At 44.5% G+C, this 15,089-nt stretch carries 17 protein-coding genes; 7 read left to right on the top strand and 10 right to left on the bottom strand.

Translation table 11 applies throughout. The features are described 5' to 3' along the window. Positions 1 to 99: 99 nt before the first annotated feature. Positions 100 to 927, bottom strand: a complete 828-nt coding sequence (gene nagB / locus ACUNWA_RS01070; RefSeq protein WP_445590021.1) for a glucosamine-6-phosphate deaminase — start codon at positions 925 to 927, stop codon at positions 100 to 102. A 328-nt stretch (positions 928 to 1,255) separates the two neighbouring features. Between nagB and ACUNWA_RS01065 the strand changes: the two genes are divergently transcribed. After that, positions 1,256 to 1,789, top strand: coding sequence for a DedA family protein (locus ACUNWA_RS01065; protein ID WP_445590020.1), 534 nt, complete (start codon positions 1,256 to 1,258; stop codon positions 1,787 to 1,789). 63 nt (positions 1,790 to 1,852) lie between these two features. Here ACUNWA_RS01065 and pyrF read toward each other — a convergent pair whose 3' ends face one another. The 5 genes from pyrF to cls form a co-directional block, all read right to left on the bottom strand. Then, positions 1,853 to 2,686, bottom strand: a complete 834-nt coding sequence (pyrF, locus tag ACUNWA_RS01060; protein ID WP_445590019.1) for an orotidine-5'-phosphate decarboxylase — start codon at positions 2,684 to 2,686, stop codon at positions 1,853 to 1,855. A gap of 57 nt (positions 2,687 to 2,743) precedes the next feature. Further along, on the bottom strand, positions 2,744 to 3,829 hold the full coding sequence (prfA, locus tag ACUNWA_RS01055) for a peptide chain release factor 1 (protein ID WP_445590018.1): 1,086 nt from the start codon (positions 3,827 to 3,829) through the stop codon (positions 2,744 to 2,746). Positions 3,830 to 3,936: 107 nt separating this feature from the next. Further along, a complete protein-coding gene (locus ACUNWA_RS01050) occupies positions 3,937 to 5,103 on the bottom strand; it encodes an AIR synthase related protein (RefSeq protein WP_445590017.1) in 1,167 nt (388 codons plus the stop codon). A 78-nt stretch (positions 5,104 to 5,181) separates the two neighbouring features. Then, entirely contained in the window at positions 5,182 to 5,361 is a 180-nt protein-coding gene (locus ACUNWA_RS01045; protein WP_445590016.1) for a hypothetical protein, read from the bottom strand. A 35-nt stretch (positions 5,362 to 5,396) separates the two neighbouring features. After that, complete coding sequence (cls, locus tag ACUNWA_RS01040) at positions 5,397 to 6,863, bottom strand: cardiolipin synthase (protein WP_445590015.1); 1,467 nt, start codon at positions 6,861 to 6,863, stop codon at positions 5,397 to 5,399. Positions 6,864 to 6,959: 96 nt separating this feature from the next. On the opposite strand from cls, the gene ACUNWA_RS01035 reads away from it, so the two are divergent. Beyond that, positions 6,960 to 7,361 carry a DUF6146 family protein gene (locus ACUNWA_RS01035; RefSeq protein ID WP_445590014.1) on the top strand — a complete coding sequence of 134 codons (402 nt, stop codon included), beginning with the start codon at positions 6,960 to 6,962 and terminating at the stop codon, positions 7,359 to 7,361. A 90-nt stretch (positions 7,362 to 7,451) separates the two neighbouring features. Here ACUNWA_RS01035 and ribD read toward each other — a convergent pair whose 3' ends face one another. Further along, on the bottom strand, positions 7,452 to 8,498 hold the full coding sequence (gene ribD / locus ACUNWA_RS01030) for a bifunctional diaminohydroxyphosphoribosylaminopyrimidine deaminase/5-amino-6-(5-phosphoribosylamino)uracil reductase RibD (protein ID WP_445590013.1): 1,047 nt from the start codon (positions 8,496 to 8,498) through the stop codon (positions 7,452 to 7,454). 35 nt (positions 8,499 to 8,533) lie between these two features. Between ribD and prmC the strand changes: the two genes are divergently transcribed. The 3 genes from prmC to ACUNWA_RS01015 all read left to right on the top strand — a co-directional run bounded on the left by prmC (position 8,534) and on the right by ACUNWA_RS01015 (position 11,430). Beyond that, the gene (prmC, locus tag ACUNWA_RS01025) at positions 8,534 to 9,385 is read left to right on the top strand and encodes a peptide chain release factor N(5)-glutamine methyltransferase (protein WP_445590012.1); all 852 of its coding nucleotides are present in this window, start codon (positions 8,534 to 8,536) and stop codon (positions 9,383 to 9,385) included. A gap of 10 nt (positions 9,386 to 9,395) precedes the next feature. Then, a complete protein-coding gene (locus tag ACUNWA_RS01020; RefSeq protein ID WP_445590011.1) occupies positions 9,396 to 10,274 on the top strand; it encodes a DUF362 domain-containing protein in 879 nt (292 codons plus the stop codon). Positions 10,275 to 10,359: 85 nt separating this feature from the next. Next, positions 10,360 to 11,430, top strand: a complete 1,071-nt coding sequence (locus ACUNWA_RS01015) for an endonuclease/exonuclease/phosphatase family protein (protein WP_445590010.1) — start codon at positions 10,360 to 10,362, stop codon at positions 11,428 to 11,430. On the opposite strand, the gene ACUNWA_RS01010 is transcribed toward ACUNWA_RS01015, so the two are convergent. Beyond that, on the bottom strand, positions 11,424 to 12,398 hold the full coding sequence (locus ACUNWA_RS01010) for a DUF58 domain-containing protein (RefSeq protein ID WP_445590009.1): 975 nt from the start codon (positions 12,396 to 12,398) through the stop codon (positions 11,424 to 11,426). The genes ACUNWA_RS01015 and ACUNWA_RS01010 overlap by 7 nt on opposite strands. Positions 12,399 to 12,523: 125 nt before the next feature. On the opposite strand from ACUNWA_RS01010, the gene rimM reads away from it, so the two are divergent. Together rimM and ACUNWA_RS01000 are read left to right on the top strand one after the other, a co-directional pair. Continuing rightward, on the top strand, positions 12,524 to 13,057 hold the full coding sequence (gene rimM / locus ACUNWA_RS01005) for a ribosome maturation factor RimM (protein WP_445590008.1): 534 nt from the start codon (positions 12,524 to 12,526) through the stop codon (positions 13,055 to 13,057). Between the two features lie 85 nt (positions 13,058 to 13,142). Further along, a complete protein-coding gene (locus ACUNWA_RS01000; RefSeq protein ID WP_445590007.1) occupies positions 13,143 to 13,847 on the top strand; it encodes a head GIN domain-containing protein in 705 nt (234 codons plus the stop codon). 72 nt (positions 13,848 to 13,919) lie between these two features. On the opposite strand, the gene ACUNWA_RS00995 is transcribed toward ACUNWA_RS01000, so the two are convergent. After that, a complete protein-coding gene (locus ACUNWA_RS00995) occupies positions 13,920 to 14,468 on the bottom strand; it encodes a hypothetical protein (RefSeq protein WP_445590006.1) in 549 nt (182 codons plus the stop codon). A 111-nt stretch (positions 14,469 to 14,579) separates the two neighbouring features. Then, positions 14,580 to 15,083, bottom strand: coding sequence for an FKBP-type peptidyl-prolyl cis-trans isomerase (locus ACUNWA_RS00990; RefSeq protein WP_445590005.1), 504 nt, complete (start codon positions 15,081 to 15,083; stop codon positions 14,580 to 14,582). Positions 15,084 to 15,089: the final 6 nt, after the last annotated feature.

Below are 15,089 nucleotides of genomic sequence, written 5' to 3'. Positions count from 1 at the left end.
CTGGTGGCAGCCTGTTGTACAAAACAAAAAGGACGACTGCCACCCCTTTAACCGGGTAATTGCAATCGTCCTTTCAATGCTTTATTTAGCTGACTCAAACTACCAAACCAAATCTGAATCGGCTAATTTATCCGCGTCCAGATTATCTATTTCAATTGATTTGAAGTGTTTGTAAGTTCCCACTTTCAGTTCATAAGTTGCCTGCTCATCGCAAACAATCATTCCTTTGGGGTGCAGTTGCAGTGCGCTGATGGTCCACATGTGGTTCACTCCTTCTTCAACAGCATGGCGCAAAGCTCTGGCTTTCGACAATCCGTTGACAATAATCACCACTTCTTTTGAATCTAAAACGGTTCCAACGCCAACTGTTAGTGAACTTTTTGGCACCTGATTCACGTCATTATCAAAAAACCGTGAATTGGCCACCATGGTGTCGTAATTCAGTTCTTTATCGCGCGTACGCGATGCCAATGACGAACCGGGTTCGTTAAAAGCAATGTGTCCGTCAGCACCAATTCCGCCCAAAAACAAATCAATTCCACCAACCGATTTAATCTTGTCCTCGTAGCGCTGGCACTCCGCTTTCACATCCGTTACATTGCCATTCAGAATGTTAACATTCTTTTCCTGAATATCGATATGCGAAAAGAAATTATCCCACATAAATGAGTGGTAACTTTGAGGGTGATCTTTAGGTATCCCCACATACTCATCCATATTGAAGGTAATTACATTTTTAAAGCTCACTTTTCCTGCTTTGTGCAATGCAATTAATTCCTTGTAAGTTTCCAGCGGAGATGATCCTGTTGGTAAACCCAGCACAAATGGCTTTTCTTCGCTAGCGTTGGCCAACTGAATTTTGCGTGCAATGTAGTTGGCTGTCCAACGCGATGCAACCTGGTGTGTTTCTTGAATAATTAATCTCACGATATTTTATGTTTAAATATGAATAGTAGAATCGTATCGCTGTTTCCTATTATTTTCTATTTAAGTAACTCAAACACTAAAAAGAGAACGGATTACAGCGTCGTAAAAGAACAAACCACAAAGCTACAATTTTTAGTATTAAAGCGCCCATCAACAAGCTAATTTAACCGTTTGCTAATACTCCTATTGTCTCTTTCCTTTTTCTGACACACAAAAAAAATGAGCTGCCCTTTCCTGAAAATTCGTTTTTGGAACATCATTCCAAAGAAAAGACCCGGCTCAAGCATGTATTTACGACAAAAAGCTGGTAAATTTAATCTGGAAGGAAATGAATATCATGAACAAGTCCTACTTCAAATTGAAACAAATACTGCCCTTTCTCATTCTGGCAGCACTGGCTGTAACCATTGTTTCACTTACGGTTGGGAAGGAGATATATGGACACCGCGAACACACCCTGCTCTCGTTTGCTGTGGTTAATTTTTCAGGCTATTTGTTCTTTCTGGTCATGCCAGTAGAACTGGCGTTTATTTATTACCTGACATCGGGCATGGATGCGTACCTGCTGAATCTGCTGGCGATCACTACAGCGCTGGCCGCACAGGTAATTGATTATTACATCGGTCGCTTTTTCAGCACCCACATCATCGATAGGCTAATTGGGCGCCAACGCTACGAAAAAGCCAAAGAGGAAATCCGAAGATACGGCAACATCACCATTTTTGTTTTCAACCTGCTGCCGCTTTCCTCCCCCGTTATTTTACTGGCCGCCGGCATGCTCAAGCACAATATAAAAGAAACGCTTTTTTACAGCTTGCTCGGTCTATTACTGAAATACCTGTTGATCAGCCTGATTTTTTAATACAACAAAAAACCCGAAGCTCATTCAGAACTCCGGGTTGGTTTTATGTTATGCGTAAAGTTTTTACAGCAACTCAGCTTCCAACAACAATTCTTCCATGTCTACTTGTACTTCCATCGCTGCTTCGCGGGCTTTTTCAGCAAAGTCTGTATCATTCGAAGCATAAATAATTCCACGCGACGAATTAACCAACAAACCACACTGGCCATTCATGCCATATTTTGCTACTTCTTCCAAGCTGCCACCCTGTGCGCCAACACCGGGAACCAGCAAGAAATGATCAGGCACGATAGCCCGGATTTCTTCCAATTTTTCTGCTTTAGTAGCACCTACCACATACATCATATTGTCGGTGTCGCCCCATTGCTGCGAAGTTTTCAAAACGGTTTCAAACAACATTTCGCCATTAGCCTCATTCTTCAGGTACTGAAAATCGAAAGCGCCTTTATTCGAAGTCAGAGCCAACAGAATAACCCATTTATCGAGGTAAGTCATAAATGGCTTAACCGAATCTTCGCCCATGTATGGCGCAACGGTTACCGCGTCAAAGTCCATGCGATCGAAAAATGCCCGAGCATACAAGTTCGACGTATTTCCAATATCGCCACGCTTAGCATCGGCAATAATAAATTGCTCGGGATACTTTTCACGAATGTAATGCACGGTTTTCTCCAGGCTTTCCCAGCCCGTAACTCCCAGACTTTCGTAAAAAGCCAGGTTGGGTTTATACGCTACACATAAGTCTTGAGTAGCATCAATAATTTCCTTGTTGAAAGCAAAGATCGGGTCAGAAGTTTCTTTCAAATGTGCCGGTATTTTCAGGATATCAGAATCCAGTCCTACACATAAAAAACTCCTCTTTTTTTTGATCTGTTCAAATAATTGTTCGCGGTTCATGTTTATGCTGTTTTAATAAAGGGGTGACTTAAGCCACCCCTTCACTAATTTTTATCTTTAAATTTCTGCTTCTTTCAGTCTTTCTGAGTTTTCCTCGACCATCAGCTTTTCAATAATTTCATCGACATCGCCATTGATAATCGCCTGCAAATTATAAAGCGTGAGGTTGATCCGATGATCAGTCACCCGACCTTGCGGCCAGTTATAGGTACGAATTTTTGCTGAACGGTCGCCGGTTGAAACCATGGTTTTCCGTTTCGAAGCAATTTCATCCAGGTATTTCTGGTGTTCCATATTGTAAATACGTGTCCGCAGCTCAACCATGGCCTTATCCAGGTTTTTGAGTTTCGATTTCTGATCCTGACATTGCACCACAATCCCGGTAGGGATGTGTGTCAAACGAATAGCCGAGTACGTGGTATTCACCGACTGCCCACCAGGACCTGACGAACAGAACTCATCGCGACGGATGTCTTCGTTGCGCAATTCAATATCGAACTCTTCCGCTTCAGGAAGTACGGCTACGGAAGCAGCCGACGTATGCACCCGGCCCTGTGTTTCGGTTTGAGGTACGCGTTGTACCCGGTGTACGCCTGATTCATACTTCATCACACCATAAACACCCTCACCGGTAACCGTTGCTACAATTTCCTTGTATCCGCCCGAAGTGCCTTCATTTACGGTAGTGACCTCCATGCGCCAGCCTTTTTTCTCGCAATACTTCGAGTACATGCGAAACAAGTCTCCGGCAAAAATACTGGCTTCATCGCCTCCTGCTCCAGCGCGAATTTCCAAAATGGCATTCTTGCTATCTTCCGGATCGGCCGGAACCAGCAATAGTTTAATTTCTTTTTCCTTGGCCGGAAGCTGTTCTTCACTGGCGTCAATCTCCTCGCGGGCCATCTCACGGATTTCCTCATCGGTTTCCTGTGCCAGCATTTCCTTACCCGACTCGATATTTTCAACCAGGCTGCGGTACTCTTTAAAGGCTTTCACCAACGATTCCAACCGCTTATATTCCTGGCTTAATTTCACGTATCGCTTCATGTCAGCCATTACCGAAGGATCGGTAATTTGCTGTCCAACTTCATCCAGCCGGTGCTGAATAGCTTCGTATTTTTCTAATATTGAATGGTCTGCCATATTTTATGTTCCAAATTCCAAGTTAAAAATCCAAATTCCAATAGAGATAATACTCACAAGCTTGCGTTGAGTTTTGTCCCTCTCATTCTTACTGAAGGCTATCGGTGCTAATATTCGAATGTGCCGAATTCAGATTCGATGGTTAATTTCTTCCCGTCAAAGGCTTCAACCCGACCAATAATTTGCGCATCGATGTTAAATGATTTTGAAATTTCGATGATTGATTCCGCAAATTCAGGTTTCAGGTAGATTTCCATGCGATGTCCCATGTTAAACACTTTGTACATTTCGGACCACTCGGTTTTCGATTCTTCCTGAATTAGTTTAAACAACGGAGGAACGGGGAAAAGGTTATTTTTAATCACATGCACATGATCAACAAAATGCAAAACTTTCGTTTGTGCGCCGCCCGAGCAATGCACCATTCCATGAATGTCAGCCCTGTGATCATCTAACATTTTCTTGATTACAGGTGCATAGGTCCGTGTTGGAGAAAGCACCAGCTTGCCAGCATCCAAGCCAAGTCCTTCAATGGTTTCCGTCAGCTTTTTGCTACCGGAATAAACCAACTCTGCCGGAACTTCCGAGTCAAAACTCTCCGGATATTTCTTGGCCAAGTAGTTGGCAAACACATCGTGGCGCGCCGAAGTCAAGCCATTGCTGCCCATCCCGCCATTATATTCCTTTTCGTAAGTAGCCTGGCCAAAAGAGGCTAGTCCAACAATCACATCGCCCGCCTGAATATTATCGGCTGAAATCACATCTTCGCGTTTCATGCGGCAGGTCACGGTAGAGTCAACAATGATGGTACGCACCAAGTCGCCCACATCAGCGGTTTCGCCACCTGTAGGGTAAACCCCTACGCCCATCTCCTGCAATTCCTTGCAAAGCTCATCGGTTCCGTTGATGATGGCCGCAATAACTTCGCCTGTTATTTTATTTTTGTTCCTACCAATGGTTGACGATAACAAGATATTGTCGGTTGCTCCCACACACAGCAGGTCGTCAATATTCATGATCAGAGCATCCTGCGCGATGCCTTTCCACACCGACACATCGCCGGTTTCTTGCCAGTACATATACGCTAAGGAAGATTTGGTACCAGCACCGTCGGCGTGCATAATGTTACACCAAGCCGGATCGCCGCCCAGCACGTCGGGAATAATTTTGCAAAATGCTTTAGGAAACAATCCCTTGTCAATATTTTTAATGGCCTGATGGACATCTTCTTTTGATGCGGAAACGCCCCGCGCCATGTACCTGTTATCGCTCATAAAATCAGTCTGTATTTTCAGGCCACAAAGTTAATACTTTTAGGGGATTTTGAAATTAGTAATTTGAAGGTATTCTCATTAATCTTCAGCAAGCGAGGATAGCTCCGCACTCATCACTAAAGCATCACTCCCATCTGTGTAATCTTTTTTTCGCTCACCAGTGAGCAGAAATCCGATTTTTCGGCACAGTTGAATGTCCCCTGCATTGTGTTCGCTCACTTCCAAAAACAACGACTCTTCCAGATTCTCCTGAGCCATTTGAACAAAACGATAAAAACCAGCAAAAAAACAAGCTACATCATCGGGCTTAAAATACGGGCAAACGACTCCATTATTTTGCGGTATCTGCTTCGTTGCGTCCATTCTTCAAGAACTAATTCTTCACTGTTTTCCAAATCATCCAAAAACAAAACTTCCACTTCGCGAGCCAACTCTTCATCATAGACCATTGCATTCACTTCAAAATTAGTCTCCAGGCTACGAAAGTCCATATTGGCGGTTCCGATGGATGAAAAAACGCCATCAACCACCATCATCTTACTGTGCGTAAAACCAGGTTTATAATGATAAACACGCACTCCGGCTTCCATCAACTCCTCAACGTAGGAGTCGGATCCCCACTTAGGGAAAAAAGCATCCGACTTTCCGGGCAGCAACACACGGATATCGATTCCACCAAGTGCAGCCGTTTTCATGGCATAAATAATTTCGGAGGTTGGAATAAGGTAGGGAGTTGCCAAAAACACCCGCTCGCGAGCCGAAGCAATGGCCGAGAAATAAGCTTGCCCAATACTTTCCCAATCGGAGTCGGGACCACTTGACACCACCTGCATAAGTTTGCCACCACCAACCGGAAGATCACGAAAATAGCGTTCACCCTTCAATATTTCTTTGGAAACGAAAAACCAATCGGCCATAAAAATAATTTGCAACGAGATTGCAGCGCCGCCAGTCACCATCAAATGCGTATCGCGCCATAAGCCCAACTCATAACTCCCATGCATGTAGCGATCAGCAAAATTAAGTCCACCGGTAAAGCCCACTTCCCCATCGATGATAATAATCTTACGGTGATTCCGGTAGTTTACCCGGGAAGTTAACATGGGAAAGCGCACCCGCATAAAACAGTCGATCTGCACGCCGGCATCCTTGAGTTCACGGATATACTTTTTCGGTAAGCGCCAACTACCAACATCATCATAAATAAAGCGTACTTCGACCCCCTGACCGGCTTTTCGGATGAGTAATTCTTTAAGCTGACCTCCCAATTCATCATTTTCTACAATATAATATTCGAGGTGAATATGGCTTTTTGCTTTTTCAATAGCCTGAAAAATAGCCGGGAAAGTCTCGTGTCCATTTTTCAGCACAGTTACATCATTATTGTTCGACAGTAAAGCGTTGGAGTTGGACAACAAGAGGTTCATCAGGTGGCGTTTACCCAAGATCTTTTCATTAAAAAGATGTTCATTCTGAGGTAGCCGACGCAACTGATCCTGGATTTGCTTCCGCAATTTCTCAAGGTAGTACAAGCCTTTTTTCGAAAACATTTTCTTCTTCCGGTATTCCTGTCCAAAAAACAGATAAATAATAATTCCACCAACCGGCAAGGTCACTAAAACCAAAACCCAGCTAATGGTTTTTAGCGGACTCCGATTTTCAAGAACAATGAAAACAGCAATGAAAACAACCGTTATAAAATACAGTAGGGTAACGGTTCCCGGCGTGTAGTGCCAAATTCCCTTCAGAAATTCTACCATTCAAGACAGCTTTAAATCAATCAACTAAATTTCTGTATTTTTCACCTGATAAACAAACTGCCAGCCTTATTCGTATAAAAATACAAAATAGCAGTGATGAAAAATTTTATATTTATTCTTCTGATTCTGATTTTCGCCGCATGCAGCTCCCAGCAAAACATTCAGCTCAATGAAGTGAGCGACAAGGAAGAAAACGACAGTGTTAGCTATGAACTGATTGTGTTGGACCCTGGGTTCGAAACGTGGTATATCAGCTACAGCAAACCCTCGTGGTACCATTCTCAAAGCTATTACGAAAACTGGAACCAGCAATATGTGAATGCATGGAATTACCAATCGATTTGGCGACGCAACTCGCAATTGCTGGATGGGCAGATCAACTATGATTCGCAAACAGACTACGGGTTGGAGATCAACCACAAGTTGTTTTACTACTTTCAATATGTTGAGCAAGTGCTGAAAATTCGGATCATTGCAAACGGACCTCGGGCTATTTGAGTGAGAGCCGGCCTCACTAGGCTACCCTCACTCGCGCGCAGGGCCGGGACGGGTGCAAACAAAAACAAACCAGTCACCGGCAACTGCTCCCTAATCCGGATTAACAAAGAATTTGAGCAAGGTATCGTGCATTTCTTCCGACTTAGCCGGAGCTACCGGCAAACGAGGAGCAGGCACCCCTTTTACAAAAAAAGTATTGCCATAATAGACATAGGCTTCGTCCCACAAATCTTGATCGATAAACGATTGCAGCAAATGCTGGCCACCTTCCACCACCACCGACTGAATGTCGCGCTCATATAAGTACGCTAAAATCTGAGGGATAACCTTCGCTTGAAAGTCAACCTGCACATACTCCAGGTTGGGCTTCGATTCGGCTGCTTCCTGGGTGAAAACCACCGTTGGACAGCTGCCGTTTTTCAGGTTCAGCTTTTCCGACAGGTGATTGGTTCGATCCAATAGCAAACGCAAAGGCTGCTTGCCATCCCACTCGCGAACGGTTAATGATGGATTATCTTTCAACGCCGTATTGGTACCGATTAAAATAGCAGACTCTTCCGTCCGTTGCTTATGAACCTGCCTGCGCGATAGCTCATTGCTAATCCAGGTAGGTTTTCCAAAGGTAATTTGTGAGCGATCAATATCCAGAAACCCATCCATGGTTTGTGCCCATTTCAATATCAGGTAAGGTCTTTTTTTCTGATGAAAAGTGAAAAAACGCCGGTTCAACCACAAGCAGTCATTTTCCAGCACTCCCAACGTAACCTCAATGCCGGCTTTACGCATTTTTTCGATGCCTTTTCCGGCCACTTCGGCAAACGGATCAACCGAACCAACAATCACTTTCGGAATACGATGTTCAATAATCAGGTCGGAACAGGGCGGTGTTTTTCCAAAATGAGCGCAAGGCTCCAGACTCACATATAGGGTCGACGATGGCAGTAAATCCTTGTCTTTCACCGACCGGATGGCATTCACTTCGGCATGCGCTTCGCCACACTTTTGATGATAACCTTCACCAATAATTTTGCCCTGATAGACAATGACACAGCCCACCATCGGGTTTGGCGCCACATCTCCGGCACCCAATCGGGCCAGTTCCAAACACCGGTTCATGTATTTTTCAGCTGTGTTCATCCCAAAAAATTTAACTTTGCCAAAAATACAAATAAATGCAGGCAAGCATCAAGTATATCCGAAAAGAATTAAACGGGCTTTATCACGAAGGTGAAATTGAAAGTCTGATCCGCATCATCTTTGAGAAGCTACGGCACTACACGCTGAGCGACCTGATGTTGAAAGAAAACGTCGTTTTATCAGAAAGGGAAAGTCAGGAAATAAAACAAATTGTGGCTCGACTAAAGAAGCAGGAGCCCATTCAATACATTTTAGGCGAAACAGAATTCTATGGCTTAACTTTTAAGGTCAGCCCCAATGTATTGATTCCCCGACCCGAAACGGAAGAGCTCGTGGACTGGATCCTGAAGTCGCGCCAAACAACAGCCCCTCGTATTCTTGATGTAGGAACCGGCAGTGGCTGCATTCCCATCAGCCTGAAAAAACATTGGCCCAAAGCTGAAATTCTGGCTTGCGACATTTCGGAAGATGCCTTGGATGTTGCCCGAGAGAATGCCGGTTTAAACAAGACCGAAGTCGCTTTTTTTCATCTGAATATACTAAACCCGCTCCTTCCCGAATCCTTCGGGGGAATTGACATCCTGGTTAGTAATCCGCCTTATGTAACCGAGTCGGAGAAAGAAGTGATGAGCAATTTGGTTTTGAACAATGAACCGGCAAGAGCCCTGTTTGTTCCCGATGAAGACCCACTTGTTTTTTACCAGGCCTTGGCCACATTTGCCTTGAAACACCTTCGGGATGGCGGCCAGTTATTCTTGGAGATCAACGAAGCTTTTGGCAAAGAATCAGAGGCTCTATTGAAAGAAAGTGGGTTTTCAAACGTTACGCTAAGAAAAGATATTAACGGAAAAAACCGCATGATCTTTGCGGAACGACTCCGATCGTAAAGCACGCCCTATGAAACGAAGACAATTTATAACGCAGAGCCTATTGGCTACCGGCGGGTTATTCTGCCTTCCCAAAGCCTATGCCGCGGCAAACAACACCGAATTGGTTATTTTACGTGGCGGAAGCCCAGCCGAGATGCTTGACCTGGGACTGGAAGCCCTTGGCGACTTGAGCCGGTTTATCAAACCCGGACAAAAAATTCTGGTGAAACCAACCATGCGCTGGAATCAGCCTCCTGAAAGTGGACAAAACACCAACCCTGAATTGCTTGCCAGCTTGGTTCGACGCTGCTACGAAGCAGGATCACGCGGCGTTTTTCTGGTCGATCAAACTCAGGACAAATGGACTAAATGCTACAAAACAAGCGGCATTGAACGAATGGTAAAAGATGCCGGCGCGAAAATACTGCCGGGAAACAAAGATTTTTTATACCCGGAAGTGGACATCCCCAATGCCCGGGTCATGAAACACCCAAAAATCCATGAGCTCGTGCAGGAGGTGGACCTTATCATTAATGTGCCGGCCGCGCAAATCCTCCCAAGCAATGAATATTTTGGAGCTTTCCACAACCTGAAAGGGCTGATATGGGATGCTGACCAATACCAACAGGAGGAGGCCCAAAGCATGCTTGACTTGCTGCACTACAAAAAACCGAGCCTCAACATCATGGATGCATACCGGGTAGCGACTCCCCAAGGCGTGCAGGACTACAAAAGTCTGATCATTTCTAGGGATATTGTTTCAGCCGAAGCATATACCGCCCGACGCCTGGGAATTGATCCCGACAGCTTGCCTTATATTGGGCTGGCGGCACAGGCCGGCTTCGGAAAAACAGAACAAGCCAAAGAGCACATCCGCAGCATTGTACTTAAAAATACCAGACAGTAACATGTTGAAGTCAACTTCCAGTTGATTTACCTAAGGGCTTTTCTTTATATTTGTTGAAACTGTTCCGCTTAAATGAATCATCGCTTTGAAAAACTTTTTCAGAAATAGCATTCTCTTTTTCAATCTGATAGCCATTTTGGGACTATTAATGAGCTACCTGGCTGTCAATATTAGTCCGGCAAACTGGTGGGTTCCGGCCTTTTTCGGCTTGGCCTTCCCCTATTTCCTCTTCCTCAACATTCTTTTTGTCCTGTTGTGGTTGTTCTCCAAAACTCGCTTTGCCATTTTATCCGTGCTCGCCATCACGTTGGGTTACACGCACCTCACCCACTACATCCAATTGACCGGGAAACAGACCACCGAAGAGGGACTGGTGGTTTGCAGTTACAATGTGAAGAATTTTTATGGCGACATGCACAGCAAAAAAAGCGATGTTGCCGAAAACGTTTTAAAACACCTTCAAGCCCAAAAAGCCGATATTATTTGCTTGCAGGAGTTCCGCCCTTCCGGTCAAAACAGCTTTACAAAAAAACCATCCAAAGGAAAACTGCCTGATCCTAAAGACTTGAAATATGCCCATGCCAGCAAATCCGGATCGCAGGTGAATTATTCCCGTTTTCCGATTATTCACAAGGAAGAGGTTCACTTTGAAGGCTCGGCCAACATGATTCTTATTTCAGATCTGAAAACAGCTGACGACACCCTTCGTTTATTCAACTGCCACCTGGAAAGCTATCGGTTTACCGATGCCGAGATCAACTCGCTCGATTCCATTTCATTTAAAAAGCAGGAAGAGAGCTACCGCAAAGTCCGATACACCGGTTCGAAACTCAAAAAAGCCTTTATTAAACGTACTGAGCAGGCAGAAACCCTACACCAGCTGATTACTGATTCACCACACGAAGTAATCGTTTGCGGCGACTTTAACGACACCCCCATTTCCTACACCTATGCCACGGTAGCACAAGGACTGGACGATGCTTTTGTTAGTTCCGGAGTGGGTATTGCCAACACTTATCTGGGGAAACTACCTTCGTTTAGGATTGACTACATCCTGCACAGTTCGAGCTATGAAAGCTATAATTTCAAGGTGGATAAGGTAGACTACTCAGACCACTACCCCATCAGCTGCACCTTAATTAAAAAGAATCAATAGAGTTTTTTACGCTTGCGCAGAAACTGGTGCAACACCTGACTGAAATTTTCATTAATATCGGCTTCAACCAAATCAATATGGTACTGTCCGCACTTCACTTTCAGCTGCTCAAAATGCCGGGCAACGGCTTTTTTGTAGTTCTCTTTCAATTCGTGTGGAGAAAACTTCAACTGCTGACCACTTTCGAGATCAACAAATCGGTAGGGCCGATTCTGAAAATTGAATTGCTTTTCCTGTTTGTGGTCAGTTACATGAAAAAGAATGACCTCATGCTTATTGTAGCGCAAATGCTGCAAGGCCGAAAACAACTCCTCGTCTTCGCTGTCATCCATCATATCGCTAAAAATCAAAATCAGCGATCGCTTATGCACTTGCTCAGCAATTTGATGAAGCGCCTCAACGGCATTGGTTGTCTTTCGAAGATCTTCCTTTCCCTTGGTCAGCAATCCCGCCAGCTTGCCGTATAACAGCTCGGCATGCACCGACGACAACCGATTCTCCGAGTGGTATTCAATATGATCGGAAAACAAACTCAAGCCAACCGAGTCGCGCTGCCGACGCATTAAATACATCAATGCAGCTGCGCTGTAAGCCGAAAACGCCAGCTTGTTGAATCGCTTGTTTTTCCCTTGTTCATAAGGAAACAACATCGATGAGGACGTATCGATAACCAGCTGACACCTCAAATTGGTTTCTTCCTCATATTGCTTGACATACAAACGATCAGAACGGGCAAACAATTTCCAGTCGATATGCTTGGTCGATTCGCCCTGATTGTATTGCCGGTGCTCCGCAAATTCAACCGAAAAGCCATGAAAAGGACTGCGGTGAAGTCCGGTAATAAAACCTTCCACCACTTCACGGGCAATCAGCTCCATGTTATCGAACTGCTGAAACTGCTGGATATCGAAAAGATTGTTCATCGCTACAAAAATAGGCAAACCATTGGCTATGACAAGGATTCGCACAGTCTAATTTCAACCCAAAGCAAGCAAACTCATCGCTACCCGTAGCAGACAACCGCAAGATAATTAGCAAATTTAATTTGAGATTCGGACTTGTTTCAAGCAAGCTTGTTTCCTATTTTTGAGCCATGGAAACGATTGAAAAAAACACTTGCCAGAAGATTGGCTATTTTCAGAAACCTCATGGCATCAGAGGCGCACTTTCATTAATTTTTGAGCCTCAGTATGACCTTAGTCTGGAAGAAGAACCTACGCTTTTTCTAGAACTGGATGGCCTGCTGGTCCCCTACTTTCTTGCAGACGAAGGCCTTCGCTTTCGTTCGGCCGAATCGGCCATCGTCCAGCTCGATTGGGTGGAGAATGAAGAACAAGCCCGCAAGCTGAGCGGTGTTTCCGTTTTTTTAAAAGAAGAGGACCTCATTCATTCGGAGGAAGAATTTTCGCTGCACCGGCTGATCAGCTTTAAGTTGTCAGATCCACAAATTGGTGAAATCGGAACCATTGAACGCGTGGAAGACTTTGGCGGTAATCTCTTGTTTCAGGTTCAATACCAAGGAAAAGAAGTACTGATTCCGTTTAACGAAGAACTACTGGTCAAGCTGGATGAAAACGAGCGGACAATTGTGATCCAATGCCCGGATGGAATTTTAGACCTGGACTAGCATCCAAATCCACCCCATGCAACCTTTCATTTTTCAGAGTGTCTTTATAAAGTGAACAATCAATAGAAACCCAAAATGACTTGCTATGAAAACAAAATTAATAAGCTTAATTACCATCTTTAGTTTGTGCATTGGCCTGACAGCAAAGGCCGACGAAGAAACCCGAGAGCTACCTTCATTCTCCGAAATCTCCGTGAAGATTCCTGCTACAGTCTATGTGGAGCATGGTGAAGAACAATCGGTAGAGGTGGTTGCCAAATCATCAACCCTGGAAGAAATCATTACCGAAGTGAAGGGTCGAGAACTGATCATTCGCTTTGCAGCCAAGAATTACATCTTCAAATCATTCACCCCCGGAAAAATTGAAGTATACATTACCGTACCCGAAATTAATGCGTTGTCGCTTTCCGGATCAGGTAAAATAATTAACGACGGCTCTATTGCAAGTCGGATTCTTGACCTGTCGGTGAGTGGCAGTGGCGACATTTTACTGGACGACTTGAAAGCCAACCGCGTTAAAGCAACCGTTTCGGGCAGTGGAAACATCAATATAGCAGGCGATGGCGTTGCTGACGACCTCGCTGTTAATCTCTCCGGCTCAAGCAATTTCAAGGGCATTAACTTTGAATCAACCGATGTGATGGTTAAAATATCCGGTTCGGGAAATGCCGATGTATTCGCCGTCAAAAATCTGAATGTCCGTATTGCCGGCTCCGGAAACGTAATCTACCAAGGTAATCCGCTGGTTGACCAAGGTATTGTCGGCTCCGGAACAGTGAAAGAATATTAAGCTCAGGCTAACTCAAAAAAAATGGCACTTCAATGAATTGAAGTGCCATTTTTTTTATTCAGCTTTTGTTCGCTATTTCGTCATGCTCACTTTTTTAATGGCCTTGCCATTCATATCCATTGATTTCATTACCGCATCCAAGTTGTTAATGTCAACCGATTTGTTAGTCAACAGCTCAGCTGGCAGCACGGCAATCCGGAATACCTGATTATCCGTTTCTTCCGGCAAAAGCTCGCCCACCGTCTCTTCAATAAAAATCTCGACATCGGCCACGGTGTAATCAAAATTGTATTGAATCACCCCCTCGTTCACAATAACGGTTTGTGGCAAAGCACGCCACACATCCAGCCATTCGCCTGTGCCCGACTCTACCTGGTCCCACAAAATGTACACCATCACAATATCTGTATCATAAGTCGTAAAACCGTCCGGAAAAGGAAAATACAAGGTGTATTCATTGGCCGGAGAGAAGCTTCCTTCTATTTCAAAAAGATAGCCGTTTTCACCATTCAGGCCGTCCAGCCCATCATCTCCCGGAGGTCCGGGAGGACCTACTGGCCCTTCACAAGCTGCAAAAACAGCAAGAGTAAGGATCATTAAAAGTCGTGTAATTGTTTTCATACGCTTCAATTTTTATTGTTTATTTTATTCTAACTCCCTGTAAGCTCCCAACAAAACAAGATTAATGCCAGAACTTGAATCCAAAACGCAAAAGGAGGCTATTTATTTCTACTAAGCACCAAGATCAACCAACCTGATATCGAACGACAGCACCGCAAAGGGCGGAATTTTATTGCTGGTTCCTTTGCGCCCCCAAGCCAGTTCTGCCGGCACCCAGAATTTATAACGGCTACCCTTCCCCATTAATTGTAAGCCTTCCTGCAAGCCTTCAATCAGCTCTCCAACTTTCACCTCATCCGGTTTATTTTTACGGTAAGTATCTTCCAGAATGGTTCCATTCAAGAGCAAGGCCCGCTGATGAATCAAAAGTGTGCTATGCTCATCCGGCTTTTCGCCTTCCACCTCTTCCACAATTTTATACTGAAGGCCACTTGCTGTCTCTACCACACCTTCCTTTTGCGCATTCAGCGCCAGGAAATCCTCTCCCACTTTCTGGTTATACCCTGCTGAACTTTTACTTTTCCCTTTTTTCTCTCGTTTTGCCACAATTTGTTTTTCTTCAAAAATAAAAAAGAATACCTTCCCCGCGCTATACGAAGAAGGTATTTCACTCACTCTATA

This window comes from Sunxiuqinia sp. sy24, from assembly GCF_052677165.1.
This window is presented reverse-complemented; position numbering and strand designations above follow the sequence as displayed.